At 40.0% G+C, this 17361-nt stretch carries 17 protein-coding genes; 4 read left to right on the forward strand and 13 right to left on the reverse strand.

Annotation, left to right across the window (positions count from 1 at the left end; translation table 11 throughout):
* Positions 1 to 906, reverse strand: a complete 906-nt coding sequence (gene truB / locus FTV34_RS07790; RefSeq protein WP_180069810.1) for a tRNA pseudouridine(55) synthase TruB — start codon at positions 904 to 906, stop codon at positions 1 to 3.
* 153 nt (positions 907 to 1059) lie between these two features.
* On the opposite strand from truB, the gene FTV34_RS07795 reads away from it, so the two are divergent.
* The 3 genes from FTV34_RS07795 (at position 1060) to FTV34_RS07805 (ending at position 4743) form a co-directional block, all read left to right on the forward strand.
* Entirely contained in the window at positions 1060 to 2088 is a 1029-nt protein-coding gene (locus FTV34_RS07795; protein ID WP_180069813.1) for a lipase secretion chaperone, read from the forward strand.
* Positions 2089 to 2593: 505 nt separating this feature from the next.
* Complete coding sequence (locus FTV34_RS07800; protein WP_179992159.1) at positions 2594 to 3604, forward strand: triacylglycerol lipase; 1011 nt, start codon at positions 2594 to 2596, stop codon at positions 3602 to 3604.
* Positions 3605 to 3774: 170 nt separating this feature from the next.
* Positions 3775 to 4743 carry a triacylglycerol lipase gene (locus FTV34_RS07805; protein WP_180069816.1) on the forward strand — a complete coding sequence of 323 codons (969 nt, stop codon included), beginning with the start codon at positions 3775 to 3777 and terminating at the stop codon, positions 4741 to 4743.
* 523 nt (positions 4744 to 5266) lie between these two features.
* Here FTV34_RS07805 and rplS read toward each other — a convergent pair.
* From rplS to ispH, 12 genes are all read right to left on the reverse strand, one after another.
* Positions 5267 to 5638, reverse strand: coding sequence for a 50S ribosomal protein L19 (gene rplS, locus FTV34_RS07810; protein WP_004787066.1), 372 nt, complete (start codon positions 5636 to 5638; stop codon positions 5267 to 5269).
* 171 nt (positions 5639 to 5809) lie between these two features.
* Positions 5810 to 6559, reverse strand: a complete 750-nt coding sequence (gene trmD, locus FTV34_RS07815) for a tRNA (guanosine(37)-N1)-methyltransferase TrmD (protein ID WP_179992160.1) — start codon at positions 6557 to 6559, stop codon at positions 5810 to 5812.
* A 43-nt stretch (positions 6560 to 6602) separates the two neighbouring features.
* Complete coding sequence (rimM, locus tag FTV34_RS07820; RefSeq protein ID WP_004787070.1) at positions 6603 to 7151, reverse strand: ribosome maturation factor RimM; 549 nt, start codon at positions 7149 to 7151, stop codon at positions 6603 to 6605.
* Positions 7152 to 7172: 21 nt separating this feature from the next.
* Positions 7173 to 7430: a 30S ribosomal protein S16 gene (gene rpsP, locus FTV34_RS07825; RefSeq protein WP_004826436.1), complete on the reverse strand. Its 258-nt coding sequence runs from the start codon at positions 7428 to 7430 to the stop codon at positions 7173 to 7175.
* A 142-nt stretch (positions 7431 to 7572) separates the two neighbouring features.
* Positions 7573 to 8001, reverse strand: a complete 429-nt coding sequence (locus FTV34_RS07830; RefSeq protein ID WP_180069819.1) for a type IV pilin protein — start codon at positions 7999 to 8001, stop codon at positions 7573 to 7575.
* A complete protein-coding gene (locus tag FTV34_RS07835; protein ID WP_180069822.1) occupies positions 8001 to 8504 on the reverse strand; it encodes a type IV pilin protein in 504 nt (167 codons plus the stop codon). Before FTV34_RS07835 ends, FTV34_RS07830 begins: the two co-directional genes overlap by 1 nt.
* A 4-nt stretch (positions 8505 to 8508) precedes the next feature.
* Positions 8509 to 12543 carry a hypothetical protein gene (locus FTV34_RS07840; protein WP_180069826.1) on the reverse strand — a complete coding sequence of 1345 codons (4035 nt, stop codon included), beginning with the start codon at positions 12541 to 12543 and terminating at the stop codon, positions 8509 to 8511.
* 10 nt (positions 12544 to 12553) lie between these two features.
* Positions 12554 to 13303 (reverse strand): PilX N-terminal domain-containing pilus assembly protein, encoded by a 750-nt coding sequence (locus tag FTV34_RS07845; protein ID WP_180069829.1) that lies wholly within the window; start codon positions 13301 to 13303, stop codon positions 12554 to 12556.
* A 10-nt stretch (positions 13304 to 13313) separates the two neighbouring features.
* Entirely contained in the window at positions 13314 to 14330 is a 1017-nt protein-coding gene (locus FTV34_RS07850; RefSeq protein WP_180069833.1) for a PilW family protein, read from the reverse strand.
* A 1-nt stretch (position 14331) separates the two neighbouring features.
* Entirely contained in the window at positions 14332 to 14862 is a 531-nt protein-coding gene (gene pilV / locus FTV34_RS07855) for a type IV pilus modification protein PilV (protein ID WP_180069836.1), read from the reverse strand.
* Positions 14856 to 15428 (reverse strand): prepilin-type N-terminal cleavage/methylation domain-containing protein, encoded by a 573-nt coding sequence (locus FTV34_RS07860; RefSeq protein ID WP_180069839.1) that lies wholly within the window; start codon positions 15426 to 15428, stop codon positions 14856 to 14858. Before FTV34_RS07860 ends, pilV begins: the two co-directional genes overlap by 7 nt.
* A gap of 162 nt (positions 15429 to 15590) precedes the next feature.
* A complete protein-coding gene (gene ispH, locus FTV34_RS07865) occupies positions 15591 to 16541 on the reverse strand; it encodes a 4-hydroxy-3-methylbut-2-enyl diphosphate reductase (RefSeq protein ID WP_104425648.1) in 951 nt (316 codons plus the stop codon).
* A 135-nt stretch (positions 16542 to 16676) separates the two neighbouring features.
* On the opposite strand from ispH, the gene gmk reads away from it, so the two are divergent.
* Positions 16677 to 17300 carry a guanylate kinase gene (gene gmk, locus FTV34_RS07870; protein ID WP_180069842.1) on the forward strand — a complete coding sequence of 208 codons (624 nt, stop codon included), beginning with the start codon at positions 16677 to 16679 and terminating at the stop codon, positions 17298 to 17300.
* Positions 17301 to 17361: the final 61 nt, after the last annotated feature.

Consider the following 17361-nt stretch of genomic DNA (forward strand, 5'->3'; position numbering starts at 1 on the left):
CTAGAGATTAAGAACACGTTTGGGTACTAGACGTTTTTTATCTGTGATTTCAGCCAGGCCTAAGCATTTCTCGCCATCAAAAACCAGCACCTGTGGCTCTGCCGAATGGTCGATATTACTTTCCATACCCCGGCTAAAATATTCTGCACGGCCTTCCGGTGCCTGAATCTGCGGGAAATACTGTACCGGTGCATAAGCTGGCAGTAATAGTGCTTCACGTTCTGCCTCAGTTAAGCTTTCCAGATATTCAATGGTATAGCTTGGAATAAGGTCAAAATGACCGGTTTGAATCCGGTGCAGATAAGTCAGATGACCATAGGTACCGAGAGCTTTGGCAATATCTTCGCCGAGTACCCGGATATAAGTGCCTTTGGAACAAGTTACATCCAGCGTAATGCTATTTTCAGTAAAAGATAAAAGCTCAATTGCATAAATGGTAATTGGACGTGCTTCACGTTCGATTTCAATACCCTTACGTGCCAACTCATACAGCGGACGACCTTCTTTTTTCAGAGCCGAATACATCGGTGGCACTTGCTGGATCTCACCAACAAACTTGGCAATTGTCTCCTGAATCAACTCTTCATTCAGTTCAGGCACTGGTTTTTCCAGCAGAATCTCTCCTTCGACATCACCTGTGGTGGTGCTATGTCCTAGAAAAACTGTGGTCTGGTAACGCTTGGTTGAATCCAGCAGATAATGCGAAAACTTGGTCGCCTCACCTAGACAGATCGGTAAAAGACCGGAGGCCAAGGGATCTAGTGCACCAGTATGTCCAGCTTTTTGCGCACGATATAACCAGCGTACTTTTTGCAATGCAGCATTCGAGCTGATGCCTAGAGGCTTATTTAATAGAAATACACCGCTGATATGACGACGCTGAATTTTAGGAGATGAAGCTTTCATGGCAAAAAGTCAGACATTTTATAAATTGGCGCAATGGTAAAACCCCTGCCAATTATTTACAACTTTTCTACAGCATATAAGGTGCAATATCTCCTATCCTGCCGAATGCAAAATTTAAAATAATCCGATAATTAAAATAAAGGTGCATAGGATATGCAGAAATATAAACTATGGATCGTGATTGCGCTCATCGTATTGTGCTTGATTACCCTGATTCTATGGCTTGCGCCCAGGGATGAAGCACAGGCACGTGTCTCGGGCCCGCAATCCACCAATGAAAGCAGCGCTCAACAGGCAGCAGCACTGGCCAATGGCCCCGTAAATAACATATTCCTGAGTCCAAGCCAGCAGGATACGGAAATTAATTGCCAGATGCAGATGGATGCCAGCAATCGCCTGATTGTCAATGAACAGACCCGTAACTGTTTTGAATATTTTATTACCCAATATGGGGAAAAAACCCTCGAACAAATCCAGCGAGATTTTAAGGCCTATATTCAGCAAAATTATCAGGATCCTGCACTCTCACAAGTTCTGGATCTTTGGAACCGTTATATCCAGTATCGTCAAGGTTTGGGAGAACTGACTCCACCTGCAGGTCTGGATCAAGAAGATCCAGCTTACTACCGCAGTATCTATGCCAGCACCCAGAACCTGCGTAAACGCTTTTTCTCTGATTATGAAATTGAAGGACTGTTTGGCACTGAAGATACCTATCATGAATATACCTTAGACCGGATGGCAGTCATGGCGGATAAAAAGCTGAGCGAAGCAGAAAAAGCCCAGAAGCTAAAAGAACTGTTTGCGCAGTTACCGCAGGACTGGCAAGAAAATCTGGAGCAACTGAATAAACTGGAAGATCTGCGTAAACTCACCGCTGATATTAAAGCCCGAGGTGGTTCTGCGGAAGAAATCCGTCAGATGCGCCTGAATCTGGTCGGTCCTGAAGCAACCCAACGTCTGGAAAAACTTGATGATGAACGTGCGAATTGGAAATCCAGTGTGACGCGTTACTTGGGCGAGCGCGATAACATCCTAAAAAGTGGCCTGAGTGAAAATGCCAAACAGCAGGCAGTTGATCAGTTGCGTCAGAAACATTTCCAGCGCCCTGAAGAACGGCTTCGTGTAGGTACATTTGAACAGGTACATGATCAGGGTGGGACCCTACCCTTTGCCAATTAATTTTCAGCTAAAATTGCTCATTGACGCCGTAGCTACACAGTACTGCTACGGCGTCGAATATCTTCTCTTATTCCCTTTTTTTTGTCTCATCTCTTATATAAAAACAGTAACGCTGACCCTCTATTTTGAGAGTTTAACAGAGCCATTTCTCTCTGAAAGCCTTGATTTTCTTGGGCTGATTACTTTTTTTAACATTGTTATTTGTTTCTAACTATTTCAACCTAAACATTCATCAATCTTATATTTCAAGGAGTTAACAATAAAATACATACGTATATAAATTGCAAATTTATGGACTCATAAATGCTCATCGGGCATGGCCCGAAATGACATGGAATTGGCTCATCAGCATGAAAAAATGCTTCTGCTTCAAAATAATAATTTTTGCGCGTGATTGAAGATTAGGTCTGCACGATCGAGACATCCAACTTCAATATTTATCGTGCATCAATACTCCCGAGCAATGATTGCTTTTTATAACAATAAAATGAACAAAGGAACGGTTATGCGTACTTTTATTAAAACAACACAGATGCTGGCGCTTTCCTTGGCAGCAGGCCTCGGTTTTGGCTTTTCAACACAAACCCAGGCGGCAGCAAGTGCAGTTCAGGTCACTGAAAAAGCCAAATCAGACTATGCCAAAACCAAATATCCTATTCTGATGGTGCATGGCTGGCTAGGCTGGCAACGCATAGGTACTGATACCATTGGCTTAGATTACTGGTATCAGATTCTGCCGGATATGGCTCGTAATGGTTCGACCGTGTTTGCCGCCCAATTGTCGCCTGCCAATACCACGACCCACCGCGGTGAACAGCTCATTCATCAGGTCGATGAAGTGCTGGCAATTACAGGGAAGGAAAAAATCAATCTCATCGGTCACTCCCATGGTGGCCCGACTGTACTCTATGTGGCAGCGACTCGACCGCAGCAGATTGCATCCATTACGGGGGTTGCAGGCACCTATCATGGCTCTAAAGTGGCCGATGATATTCAGAACAATACTCTTACCCGCACTGCTTTTAATGTTCTCGGTGATTATATTATTGGGCCACTGATCGCACTGGGACAGTTCAAACCTGAACTGGAAATTGATTTCGATGCATCCATGAAATCCCTGACCCAAACTGGCTCCAGCTCTTTTAATGCCAGCGTGGCCAAACAGATGGTGCAGGATGGTGTCTTAGCCTCCACAGAAAACTGTAATAAGAACCTGAAATCAAAAGACCGTAACGGTATCTATTATTATTCTTGGACCGGTGTGGCTCAAGCGACCAATGCACTGGATATCGATACCATCCTGATGCAGCTTGGCCCTTTATCTTATGGCAATAAAGACAATGATGGCATGGTTGCCCGTTGTAGTGCATTTATTGGTAAGGTGATTAATGACCAGTACAAACTGAACCATACCGATCTGGCCAATATGATGTTTGGTCTTAAAGGCCTGTTTGCTCCAGATCCGGTGGCGATGTACCGTCAACATGCCAATCGTTTAAAACTTCAGAATCTATAATTTTCATCGCCCTTATATCTACGGATATAAGGGCTTTTCGTTATTTTCACTTGAAAAAAACTAGGGAGATAAAAAACTCAAAACGCTTAATGGGTCGGTTTTTCAGCTGGCTATTCCCCACATTATGGCGAGGATCGCCTTAACACAACAACAAGAATGAGGAAATAATGATGAAATATGAAGTATTAACGGTAGGTCTGCTCATGGCAGCGACCTGTTTCACGGCCCATGCCTCCACCCAGGCCAGTCAGGTGACGGCGAAAGCCAGTTCACAATATGCCAAAACCAAATATCCGATTGTATTTTCACATGGTATGGCGGGTTTCATTCGGGTTGGCACTGACCAGTTTGGACTGGACTATTGGTATCAGATTTTACCTGATCTGGCCCGTAATGGTGCGAATGTTTGGGCAACGCGAGTCTCCCCTTTTAACTCATCTGAAATTCGCGGTGAACAACTTTTGGAGCAGGTCAAGGAAATTGCCGCAATTACCGGAGCAGATAAAGTTAATCTGATCGGACACTCACATGGTGGCCCAACAATTCGTTATGTGGCCGGTTCAGAACCTAAACTGGTGGCTTCATTAACTACAGTAGGTGCACCGCACAAAGGTTCACCGGTTGCAGACCTGATTCTAAAAGCTGAAGGGACTGCTATTGAAGCGCCACTGGTCGGCACAATAAATCTGGTTTCTAAAGCCATTACCTGGGCTCAAGGCCTGGACCCAAACTCTTATCCGCATGATTCACTTGCGGGTGGCAGCAGTTTAACGGCATTGGGCTCTGCGAACTTTAATCAGAGATATCCCATTGGTATGCCGACTACCACCTGTGGTGAAGGTGCATATCAACAAAAAGGTATCTACAACTATTCATTCACAGGTGTAGGCCAAGTTACCAACCCGCTCGATCCTGATTCAGCACTCAAAGTTACAGCCCTGCTCATTGATGGCGGCAAGGAAAATGATGGTCTGGTCTCCCGCTGTAGTGCCAAATTCGGTAAAACCATTCGGGATAACTACAACTGGAACCACCTGGACGAAGTGAACCAGTTACTCGGGTTAAAAAATGTCTTTGCTCCAGACCCAGTCGATGTTTATCGCCAGCATGCCAACCGCTTAAAACTGCAAGGTTTATAGAGCTACACAAGCCTCTATTCATCCAGAGGCTTTTTCCATCTTATTTTTCGCTAAATTTTTTCTTAAAATTTACTTGTTAATCATGATTAAACTGCATATAAAATATTCATCAAATATAAAAAGAACTGTGAAATAAAATAAATGCAGATACCTTCTATAGAAATCAAAAACAGATTTAAAAGAACCTGCCCCTGTTGCAAACGAAAAGTGATTAATCCTTTTCAATTTAAAAAATATGAGCCTTATTATTGTCCCTCTTGTCATCGACATATTATCGCAAATGTATGGATCAGTATTTTACTGGCTATCACACAATGTTTTATTTGCATTCAACTTTTTAATGCAGGATTCCAGTCTTGGGGATATTTTGTATTATTCCTGATGTTTATTCATAAAATTTTCTTGGATATTTTGGATGCCATGATCTTGCCTTTGCAGGAACATTTCGAATAAATCCAGATAAAAGCAAACATAAAAAAATGCGCCCAAAGGCGCATTTTTTTGCTTAAAAGCAAGGCTAAAATTAACCTTGTTTACGAGCTGGCAATTTTTCACGAATACGTGCAGCTTTACCAGACAATTCGCGTAGGTAGTAAAGTTTAGCACGACGAACGTCACCACGACGTTTCACTTCGATTTTAGCAACGATTGGAGAGTGAGTTTGGAATACACGCTCAACGCCAACACCGCTAGAAATTTTACGTACTGTGAACGCAGAGTTCAGACCACGGTTTTTCTTAGCAATGACAACGCCTTCGAACGCTTGTAGACGTTCACGGTCGCCTTCTTTTACTTTTACTTGGACAACTACTGTGTCACCTGGTGCAAAAGCTGGGATGTCTTGTTTAAGCTGAGCATTTTCAACAGCTTGTACTAAAGGATGCTTACCGCTCATGGGGTATCTCCAATATGTGCGAGTCAGAAGAGGTCTGATCATCGCTGGGTATAGAGGCTAAATCGCATAGACCCGATTGACTTTCCCTTTATGCTTGACCGCTTCAATGCATAAAGAGCCTATTTTAAATATTTAAACAACATTGCTTAAATACAGATTTGGACAACAGGATTAGTTGTTGCCACTTTTTAAATCTTTTAGCCATTTCTTTTGCTGCTTGGTCAGTTCAACTTTTTCTACCAACTCAGGCCGGCGTTCCAAAGTGCGCTGATATCGCTGCAAAAACCGCCATTTCTCAATATTGGCATGATGTCCCGATTTCAAGATGTCCGGTACATCCATCCCTTCAAAATGGTCTGGCTTGGTATATTGTGGGCAGTCTAGAAGGCCATCCACAAATGAGTCTTGCACGTGTGATTGTTCATCTGACATTGCACCCGGAAGTCTCCGGATAATACTGTCCAATAAAACCATCGCAGGGAGCTCGCCACCCGATAATACGTAATCTCCAATCGACCATTCCTGATCAACATATTTCTGGATCAAACGTTCATCGACACCTTCATAACGTCCACACAGTACAATCAGTCCGTCATATTTAACGAAGTCCTGTACCGCAGGTTCATTTAAGGTTTTTCCTTGTGGTGACATATACACCACAGGAACGTTAACTGCACCCGCTTGCGCTGCAAGCTCTTTGGCACGATGAATTGCTTTCGCTAATGGCTCAGCCATCATCACCATACCGGGACCACCACCAAATGGACGTTCATCCACCCGTTTGTAATTCCCTTCAGCAAATTCTCGTGGATTAATACAATGAATTTGCATCAAATCACGTTTTGCTGCGCGCCCGCTAATACCGTAGGCTGTAATCGCTTCAAACATTTCAGGAAAAAGCGTAATGACTGCAAAGAACACCGCAGACTCCTCATTTTCCTGCTGTGTTAACCCTTTTTAAGGATTAATAATCTACGCCCCAATTTACGTAGATACGACCAGCTTCGAGATCAACCCGCTGTACCACATCTTTATGCCATGGAATCATTCGCTCTTCGCCATCGACGCTGTCAGCAGTAGCGCGAACTACCATTACGTCATTGGCACCTGTTTCAAACATTTCATGGATTTGACCGAGATTCACTTCCTGTTCTTCTTCATCCAGACCTAATACAGTTAGACCTTTCAAATCAGACCAGTAATACTCATCCACGCCTGGTTGAGGCAGTTGCGATTTAGAAATCCAGACATTAGCACCCACCAGGCCGTCTGCTGCGGTACGATCACTCACACCTTTTAGCGAAACAACCAAGCCCTTGCCATGTGGTTTCCAACGTTTTACATCGACAATTTGCCAACCTGCTTTGGTCTCAATGTACCAAGGAAGGTAGTCAAATATGTTGCTCATAGGTTCTGTATTGGAATAGACCCAGAGCCACCCATTTAATCCATATGCTGAACGTAACTGTCCAATCTGAATACGATCTTCGGGAACATTCTGTGTTGGTGTCATGGGCTACCTGCTACCTTAAAATTAAGCAGCAGCTGCAGCTTTCTTAGCTTGAGCAGCTAAAGAAGCAACACGTTCAGAAGGTTGAGCACCTTGAGAAACCCAGTGAGCAAAACGGTCAGCATCTAAACGAAGTTTTTCTGCTTTACCTTGAGCTGTAGGGTTGAAGAAACCGATACGTTCGATGAAACGACCGTCACGTGCATTACGGCTATCAGTCACAATGATTTGATAGAACGGACGTTTTTTAGCACCACCGCGTGCAAGACGAATAACAACCATGATAGAACCTTATAGTTTTTACGGATTATTCATGTACCGACCACCGGAACACTTCAAACCCCTTTCATAGAGGGCAATATTTTACGCGAAGTTTGCCCTGAATGAAAGATCAAAAGTTAGTTATCCACAATTTCGAATTTGGTTAGCGTCCGTCCCAGTTTGATGTGGCAGATGGAGTACATGCTGTTGATGATTTTTCCCAACATTTATTACCAGAACTATCTAAAACAATCGCACCATTTCCAGTTTGAGAGGTATTGTTTTTAGGAGTAGCTGTTAGCTGCCAACTTGTGGAGGTAACAGATAAAATCAAATCATAAAGTGGGGCACCTCCTTTAGGAGTTACATTACTACCATATACTGTATTAAGAGTTGCACTGGTAAAACTTCCATTTGTCACTTTAAACTTAGTAAGATTATTTGCTATTACCATCATTTCAGCTTGAGCGTCTGCACGATGTGTTCTTACTTTATAATTTTGATAAGAAGGATAAGCAATAGCTGCCAATATTCCTATTATAGCTATGACAATCATTATTTCAATTAAAGTAAATCCTTTTTTATAAAACATTACCAATCCTCACCTGTTTCACATTTCTCATAGCCTGTGATATTGGATTTTTGCTTACAACGTACACCTGTGCTGGTGAGTAAAAAATTGAAGTTTTGAGAATCACTACTAACTGCTTTAATTGCCCACGCATTCCCCAATGCACTATCCGCAGTCAAAAGAGGATTACCATTTCCATGATCTACAATCATTAGTGTATAAGTAGGATTAAGAACCAGTGTCTGAGTTCCAGAAGTAAAATTTGTTCCACCTGTATATAAATAGCTCGCATTGAATCCTTTATAACTAAAATTACGGGCCTTGAATCTTTGTAATTGTTCAGATAGTTTCCCCATCTCCTGTTGAGCTTGCGCAGCAACACCTTTACGAATGAAATATTGGTAAGAAGGAATAGCGATTGCTGCAATAATTGCAACTATCACTACAACGACCATCAGTTCAATTAGGGTAAAACCCTGATTGAATTTAAATACCTTAAAGGCTGAGCTCTTGTTCTTTTGCATTATATCATTCCATTTTCGCGTAGCGTTCAAACCAACGATTTGGTATAAAACGAATTGATCCACCAGCGGAAATAAACTTTTGACCAGCTTTACAATCTGTACCTGTACAGGGACTACAATTTTCTCCTACACATATATCATCAGGATCTGGCACTACAATTGATTTGATATTACTACCGTCTACTGAGCCAACATTTAGGCCAATAATACCTGCGCCTAAATTGTATTTATAATTTGCATTTTCTGGACATACTCCTGTTGGCAGACATAGACGCTGAGTAAAACTATGTCCTTTTACCCCAGCACCACAACTTGAAGATGTACCATTATTTGAAGCATCATACATAGTGACATATAAGCTTCCCTCCATTGCAATCAAAGGAGATAATCCTTTGACTATACTAGCATCAGCCTCACTACCATCAAATTTTGTATCAAATCGATAATACCAACCGCCCCAACCAGTAGTTGAATTCGCAGTTGCACCTTTTACTAAAGTATCTTCAGTATCATTACGTACAACAGTGCTAATTAATTTTAATTTTGTAGTTGATGCTTCATCATCAACATCTGCTAAAGTCCTTGCATCTAAATTTGTATTCGGGAAAAACTTACCATCAGGATGAATATCATAATCATAAACTGCATATACACCATCATACTGTAAACCTAATGGATCCGTTTTCCCTGTTGTTGTTGGAGAATCTACAGTTCCTAACAATGGAGAACTTTTATTCCCCGAAACGAATGTTGCAATAACAACATGTGCACCTTCTTTCTTATGGGCACTATGGTGAGCTGTAAAAACAGGTGCCATATAGAAACGAGGGCTTGTCCCTGCAGTAGATAGATTATCTTCAATATGTAGGTCAAGTATCTTGTTAACTTGAGAGTTAAAATTGTCCTTTGTTCCATTAAAATCTACACGGAAACCTTGACCTGCTAAATCGCCAAAATATAAATGATCTACGATGCCATCATTGTTACGATCAATTGTCTTAATATCACTTGCAATACTGTATTTTAGATCACTATGACTTACATGCTCTACATCTGCTTGCCCATCATCGGAATTCGCATACCATAATAAATCCCCATTATCGGCATCGAACATATAGACACCAGAACCTTTTTTATTATCTTGGACATAATTATAGTGTTCATAACCAGCATAGCCTGTCCGAATACCATGAGCATATAGTCCGTCACCATTTTCTCCACCTGCGTCATACCCACCACCTACAAACATAACAAGTTTACGTTCACCTTTCCAATTTACGTAATCAAGTTTTGGCTTAGACCAACTTTGTGCCATATTCTCAATTGCAGAGAATGACTTACCTGCAGGGTTATCTTTAGAATAGACTTTTCCGCTTGAAGGATCGATATGGAATTTGAGTTTTGGATTATCGATATCTGTTAAGTCTAATGAGTAGTAACTTCGACCTCCCATACGCATACCACCATATACCCACTGTTTTCCATCAAAATTTTCATTTTCAGCAGGGGTTTTACCTAGAATTGCACGTGAAGCACCTTTAACGGTTAAAGTGCCATCATTATCAGTAACATATACTGTATGAGCTGTCCATTCACCATCTATTCCATAATACAAAGCATTTTTACCACCAGATAAATTACCAGCATTTTCCTTGAAAGTTTCTGATTGTTTTTCAATCATTTCTTTTGGAACAAAACTGAACTTTTCATTTCCTGTGTCAGCATCTACAACTGTTAAAAGACCTTGTGTTGTACCAAACATAATATAATCTTTACGGCTAGTTGTACTGATGTGCACTTTATTTGTTGTGGTATTTTTTTCAGCAACTGCTTTACCCTCTTGAGTCAGCAAAACAGGTAAAGAGTGATAGATACTACCCATTTGACGTAAATTTTCTTCCGCACTTGCTCCCGATAAGTCTGTACCATTAGTTTCTGTTGAATCTGAAATATTGATTCCAAGAAGCGCCATCAGACTACGGATACGATCCGAATCATCAGTTTTGGTTTTTTCATTAGTAGTATAATCGTAACTAATTTGCTTTAAATTAAAATCGCGACTTACCTGCTCACCCTCATCTGCAGTTCCATCAAAATCATATTCTGTTAAAAGTTTACGTCCCGCTTTTTTTACAGGTTCATTTTTAGAATTTACACCATTGACTAAACCCAAGATAAGTTGACTTAAAATCCCACCCTTTTTAAAAATAGGAGTATTTTCAGGATAGTTAATATTTTCTTTTGCCCATATATCTGCTAAATCTTGCAGTTTGCTTTTTTTAACAACTGTATATGCATTACCACCTGAATCATTCGAATAAATACCACCATTTACGACATAATATTTTTTAAGATTACCAAACCAGAGTTGTCGATTGTCTGCCGGATCTGCCTTTGGCTCAAATTGGGGTGAATATGCATAAGGTTGAATAATTTCAGGATTTAAAGCATCCATTGGAATGGTTGAAGATCCTGTGCTCATTGAAGGAATATCTTTTTGGATCTCATCAATAAACTTATTGATACTATCTACAACACTTTGAGAATTTGTACCTACATACCATTTACCGCCACCGATTGTTCCCCAGTCTTTAGCATCTTTAACGTCGTTACTACCTTCTGAGCTAAAACCTGAACCAAACCCAACGACAGCTGTTTTAATCTTTAAACCCAAAGGATTTTTTGACGTATCAATTAGTGTTTGCGCATAATTGCCTATACAAGACCAAGCATTTCGTGAATCTTTATAAGGTGTTCTCTTGCCTAATTGACTATTTGCACAGCTAAATAAAGTTCCCTTATCTCCTAAACTTGCTGTCATTAGTTCATAAGCTGTACCACTTTTACCATCACTACCTGGTGCTGTACCACCTGGCTCGGGCTCACCATCCGTTAAAAAATAAATCCCCTGCCCACTACACTCTCTTTTATTTGCAGCAGCTTCTGTATTGCCTAATTGGGCCTCTATTGAATCCGGTAGTTTATATACATTTCCATCTTTACTTGCTTCTACCGAGCTATCAAATCCTGAATATGCACCCCTACTAGGTTTTGGCCCCCAATAATAATGACCTGCATAATTTCCTTCTGTGCCAGATCCATTTTGCAAATAACCGTTTGAATAATTGTAACCAGCAGTCCAACGCGAGGACCAACTTGTACATAAATTTTGTGAATTCCACTCTTGGCAACTTAAATAATAATTATCATTAGGGTCAACAAAATACATTTGCACATTTGTTGTAATATTACTTTTAGTCGATGTCCCCATTAGATATGCAGCAGCTTCAGCATAAGCATAAGGTGTAGGAGTACCGCCGTTAGCTCTTAAGCCATTAATTTCTGTAATTAAATCATCTCGGTGCGTTTTTTTAACTTCCACTTGTTCTGTTTTGTAGTAAATACGACAGCTTTCATTCTCTCTAGTAGGACAACTTCTATTATTGCTACTATATCCTTTGCCGCTTACAATATCCTGTGTGGTTTCATCCGCCCACTTTTTACATGTAAGATCTAAATTCCACTCAATACAAGCACCATACTTTCGATTTCCTGAAGTCCCATATCGATAAGCATAAACTTTTTCTACATCTTCACTTCTTGTACCTGTTACTTCACCTAAGGGTTTAGCTGGAATCCGAATATAGCCGTTATCACCTGCAAATGTTGCCAACCCCATAACAATTTTATCTGCAACACGTGGTGTTGTCTGAGTGCCTTGTAACACATCACGCAAACCCTGCTTCAAAATAGACATCCTACTCGGGTTAGAATCACTTGTGGATCCACTCCCACCCATTGTCCACGCCATACTCCCTGATGTATCTAACATCAACATCAGGGTGGCCGTACCCGTACTATTCTCTGGAATTTTATAAATTTCTAAATCGGCCGCATAATTTGATGTACTTGTACAAATTAGAGTTGTTATTGCAGCCGTAATAACACTGACTTTAAATTTTTTTGACACATCTATAATGTTCATTTTTTTATCCAATACATCATCGTGATGAATCTTTTTTAAATGTAATTTCTTCATGATCTCTCCCCTATGATGTACGTACTGGCTTCATTGTGTATTCCATCTCTTGTGTGCTATATGGAACATTAATATTGGCCAGACAATCGGTAACTGTTTCATTTTCAACTACCTTATCTTCAAAACTTGTATATTCTGATAAACAAGTATTTACATCAGAACTAGAACTATCGCTTAACTTGGGAATAAGAGAGGTTGCAGTTATTACAACTTTTTGAATACCTGTACTTTTTGAAGTTTCTTTATCATCGCCTTCCATGAGATGTTCCCAATCTCGATCACTCGAAGCTGCACGGATACTTACTTGAGTGATTACAGCATTACGTCCACTTAAAAAATCTCCTAAACGATTAACCTGACAGAAACCATTTTTCCCCATTTCAGTATTCTTGATGGTCGAGCCTTCCCAATAAATAACACTGGCAATACGACTTCCCACAAAGTTATCTGGAGTTTCACCACGAATACAAAAAACAAGTTCTTTACCTTTATTTTCAGGTCTTAACGTATAGTTCAGCATGCCATCACCTATACGCATGTTTGTAAAAGCAAGCTCATCATCAGTTTTATTTTCTAAAGTAAAAAATACTGAATCACTGGTTTGTTTAAGCAGCACTTCTGCTTGAGCATTTGTTGAAATTTTCAAAGAATTGATACTTCCTCGTATAGCCCAAGTCCCAACTAATGTCAGAAGAACTAGCATCACTAACACTACAATTAAGACTGCTCCTGATTGAGTATTTCTAGGATTCCTATTCATCACTACACCCCTACTCAATACCAAAGCCATTGCGAATAGCAATTGTTTGGGTCACGACACTACGTAAATATAAATTATTCTTATTATCTGGGTTAAGAATTGCACTTGTATTTAAAACATTATATGGTTGATCTGCATCAAAAAACTCATTATTTCCTACTGTGTCTGTAGAACGAACTAATAAACCGATTTGTATAGAGACAATTTGTGGTTTTTCACCAGTTAATGTTCGATAATCCTCAATATCCATATAACTAAAACAATCCAGGCGTGAATCTGCTTCAATATTCTCTATTACATCCTCTTCTTCACCATTTTCCTTTGGAACTTTTTTAATTATTGTAATTGCATCACAATCCGCATTGGCACCATCATATGCTACCCCTAAACGCACACTAAAATGATCAACTCGTGGAATAATAATTTCCCCATTCCCACTTAAACCACTTAATGTCGTATTTGTTTTAGCAGTATCTTCCGTATAACGAGTTGCCTTACAGGCCAATGCCAGTGGTTTGTTTGGATCATTACGATTCGTATCTTTTCGTAAAAAATAGCGTTCTACCACATAATCACTTACAGTTAAGCCTGTACCCTCACAATCAAATTGATTAGGTGTACTGACCTTATATTGAATAACCAATTGATCACTTGTTTGATCTTTTAAATTAGATTCACCAATCCCACCACGACTTAATAAATTATCATTAATTGTAAAATTTAAATTTCCATCAGCATCTTTATTATTAGAAATATTTGCTGGTGATAAAACGACTCCTCCATATAAAACATCATCTTTGATATATGGTTGAGAGGAATTTAAATTAGCCAATCGAATAGAATTAATAACAGAACCCAATCCAAATAAAGCTGAACTTTGTAAATTCATCATAGCCTGTTGCACAGTTATGCTACGCTGACTGGTTAAAAACAACTGTAAGGCAATAGCACTAATTAATAGCCCTAATACAAGTGATATCATCAATTCAATTAATGTAAAACCAGTCTGTTTAGTATAGATTTTCATATTAAAATGCCTCCATAACTAAACATTTAGCATCTACAATGTAAGCGCCAGTAGTTGCATCAACACAATTGCTAAGATCTGATGCTGTAATACTTGTTTTTCCCCATGCAACATATATACAATTCAAAGTACTTTTTACACAATTTTCAATAATTACTGTTTGCCCATTGTCCGAAGCCTTAGCCAAAATTTCTGTAGAATCATGTTGTGCCATACTAGTGGAATTACATTTAGGAATTCCTAGACTTTTAGGTGTTGTAATATCATTAGTACCAATACAGGTATCTATCGAAATAGCATTGTTAATTGCATTTTTATAATCGGATAAGGCTGTCCGATTTATCCTCATGCGCTCAGCCAAATCTCGTGCATTATTCATTGCAACTGTATGTTCAGTTGCTTCTTGGGCAGCATCCATTGCTCTTAATTGTAAAGCCGAGAATCCCAACACTCCCAGAGCAAGTATAAATAAAGCTACCAATACCTCTATTAAACCAACGCCCTTTTGATTAGTACTATTTATCATCAACATACACCCGTTGTTATACTATCTACTGTGCCAGTTTTCGAAACAAAAATAGTTTTGCTTGTTTTAATTTTCGAATTACATAAAGTAAATTCTAGAGGCACAATTTGAGGGATTTTTCTTGGATTATCATCTGGATCTGTATTACATGGGGTTGAGGTGGCAGGTGGAACTGGAGTACAAACTGGGTTGTCTATAAGTTTTTCACGCTGCTTTGCTGTTCCTAATCCGGTGAAAACAACATCAATTGCATCACTTGTTAAATCAATATCATCATCTGGAGAGGTCCAAGAAAATGTAGTTGCTGTATTCGCAGGACAGATAACTTTTGTCTCACTCGTATCTGGATCTACCCCTGTAGGACAAGTCAACTTAATCGTAATATTTTTCCGCAATGAAATCGCTTGCCCTCTTGCCTCTCCAAAAACCAAAGCAAAATCTCGAGCAGTAGTATCCAATTTTCTTTTTGCAACTAAATCACCAAAAGAAGGCGCAGCGATCGTTGCAATAATCCCTAGTACTGCAATCGTCACCATGAGCTCAATTAACGTAAAACCTTTATTCTTTTGCACACTCTTCCCCAGCTCCAAAACTTTCCCCTATTAAAAATAATATCTATAAATTTTACAAAACCTACACAGAGTAGATAAAAGGCATAAAAAAACAGATAACTGTCATATTATAGCTATCTGCTTATTTTTTAATAAAAAATAAATTGTTAAATAGTTAACAATTTAAGCCTGTGTTACAGGAATACGTAACTCTTTTGGCAGACTGAATGTAATATTCTCTTCTCGCCCATCCAGCTCTTTGGGTGCCTGTGCACCCCAATCCTGTAAACGCTGAATCACCTGCTTAATTAAAATTTCCGGGGCGGAAGCACCTGCGGTTACCCCAATTTTAGAAATATTGGTAAACCATTCCTGCTTGAGCTCATCTGCATTATCAACCAGATAGGCTGCTTTACCCATACGTTCCGCCAGTTCGCGCAAGCGATTTGAATTCGATGAATTCGGTGATCCTACAACCAGCACGACATCACAACGTGCAGCTAAATCACGTACTGCATCCTGACGGTTTTGTGTCGCATAGCAAATATCATCTTTGCGTGGACCTTGAATATTCGGAAATTTTTTGCGAAGCGCATCAATGACTTTCGCTGTATCGTCAATCGACAAAGTCGTTTGGGTCACAAAAGCGACTTTCTCAGGATTGCGAACTGTTAAAGCAGCAACATCTTCTTCATCTTCGACCAGATAAATGTCACCACCATTATTTTTATCATATTGCCCCATGGTGCCTTCAACTTCTGGGTGGCCCTCATGACCAATTAGAATCGCTTCTACTCCCTCACGGGCATATTTAGTCACTTCAATATGTACTTTAGTGACCAATGGACAGGTCGCATCAAAAACTTTTAAACCTCGGCGTTCGGCTTCCTGCTGCACAGCCTTAGACACCCCATGTGCACTAAAAATCACGATATTGTCATCCGGAACTTCATCTAGCTCATCGACAAAGATTGCACCACGTTGACGTAAGTCATCTACAACAAACTTGTTATGGACCACTTCATGACGCACATAAATAGGTGGATTAAAGCATTCTAGGGCACGGTTCACGATCGCAATGGCACGATCCACACCGGCACAGAAACCACGCGGGTTAGCTAAAACAATTTCCATAGAAATCCTCAATACTCACTCAATTTATGGCGCTACAATTGAAATAAATGTAAAACAATCGACGTACAACTATTTAGTTTAAAGCCGGTCTACTCTAAAATAGAGAAGATATTTTATCATATCAGGAAAAATATCATGTCGGGTCTCTTGTTTGTCGTTTCTGCAGCGTCTGGAACGGGCAAAACATCCCTCGTTAAAGCATTACTTGAACGCGTCAACAATCTTCATGTTTCTGTTTCTCATACGACACGCGGTCAACGACCTGGCGAACTCGATGGCGTACATTATCATTTCTCGACTAAAGAAGACTTTTTAAACCTGGTCGAAGAAGGTGGTTTTATTGAATATGCCGAAGTCTTTGGTAATTATTACGGTACAGCACAAGCGACTGTAAAAGAACAACTTGCTAAAGGTCATGATGTATTGCTTGAAATTGACTGGCAAGGTGCACAACAAGTCCGTCGACTTTTTCCTGAATCTAAACAGATTTTCATTCTTCCGCCAAGCCAGTTTGATTTGCGTCAGCGTCTTTCCAACCGTGGTACAGACTCTGTTGAAGTGATTGAACACCGTCTTAGCTGTGCAGTCGAAGATATGCAGCAGTACGTCAACTTTGATTATGTCATTATCAATGATGACTTTAATAAGGCATTACATGATCTTGAATCTGTGATTATCGCCAATCGTCTGGTCCTTTCCCAGCAAGCGATCCGCCATGAAAAACTGATCCAGGCTCTAATTACTCCAAGCGAACAGTGATTAAAACTTGAGTCTCCAGACAAAGCATTTTATACTGTGCAGTCTGTTGAAATTTACTATT

The sequence above is a fragment of the Acinetobacter sp. YH16038 genome (assembly GCF_013417275.1).
Classification (GTDB): Bacteria; Pseudomonadota; Gammaproteobacteria; order Pseudomonadales; family Moraxellaceae; genus Acinetobacter.

What these genes read in the sequence shown, in the direction of transcription:
- truB (WP_180069810.1), bottom strand. Translation starts at nt 906, where the DNA reads ATGAAAGCTTCATCTCCTAAAATTCAGCGTCGTCATATCAGCGGTGTA.
- FTV34_RS07795 (WP_180069813.1), top strand. Translation starts at nt 1,060, where the DNA reads ATGCAGAAATATAAACTATGGATCGTGATTGCGCTCATCGTATTGTGC.
- FTV34_RS07800 (WP_179992159.1), top strand. Translation starts at nt 2,594, where the DNA reads ATGCGTACTTTTATTAAAACAACACAGATGCTGGCGCTTTCCTTGGCA.
- FTV34_RS07805 (WP_180069816.1), top strand. Translation starts at nt 3,775, where the DNA reads ATGAAATATGAAGTATTAACGGTAGGTCTGCTCATGGCAGCGACCTGT.
- rplS (WP_004787066.1), bottom strand. Translation starts at nt 5,638, where the DNA reads ATGAGCGGTAAGCATCCTTTAGTACAAGCTGTTGAAAATGCTCAGCTT.
- rimM (WP_004787070.1), bottom strand. Translation starts at nt 7,151, where the DNA reads ATGACACCAACACAGAATGTTCCCGAAGATCGTATTCAGATTGGACAG.
- rpsP (WP_004826436.1), bottom strand. Translation starts at nt 7,430, where the DNA reads ATGGTTGTTATTCGTCTTGCACGCGGTGGTGCTAAAAAACGTCCGTTC.
- FTV34_RS07830 (WP_180069819.1), bottom strand. Translation starts at nt 8,001, where the DNA reads ATGTTTTATAAAAAAGGATTTACTTTAATTGAAATAATGATTGTCATA.
- FTV34_RS07835 (WP_180069822.1), bottom strand. Translation starts at nt 8,504, where the DNA reads ATGCAAAAGAACAAGAGCTCAGCCTTTAAGGTATTTAAATTCAATCAG.
- FTV34_RS07840 (WP_180069826.1), bottom strand. Translation starts at nt 12,543, where the DNA reads ATGAAGAAATTACATTTAAAAAAGATTCATCACGATGATGTATTGGAT.
- FTV34_RS07845 (WP_180069829.1), bottom strand. Translation starts at nt 13,303, where the DNA reads ATGAATAGGAATCCTAGAAATACTCAATCAGGAGCAGTCTTAATTGTA.
- FTV34_RS07850 (WP_180069833.1), bottom strand. Translation starts at nt 14,330, where the DNA reads ATGAAAATCTATACTAAACAGACTGGTTTTACATTAATTGAATTGATG.
- pilV (WP_180069836.1), bottom strand. Translation starts at nt 14,862, where the DNA reads ATGTTGATGATAAATAGTACTAATCAAAAGGGCGTTGGTTTAATAGAG.
- ispH (WP_104425648.1), bottom strand. Translation starts at nt 16,541, where the DNA reads ATGGAAATTGTTTTAGCTAACCCGCGTGGTTTCTGTGCCGGTGTGGAT.
- gmk (WP_180069842.1), top strand. Translation starts at nt 16,677, where the DNA reads ATGTCGGGTCTCTTGTTTGTCGTTTCTGCAGCGTCTGGAACGGGCAAA.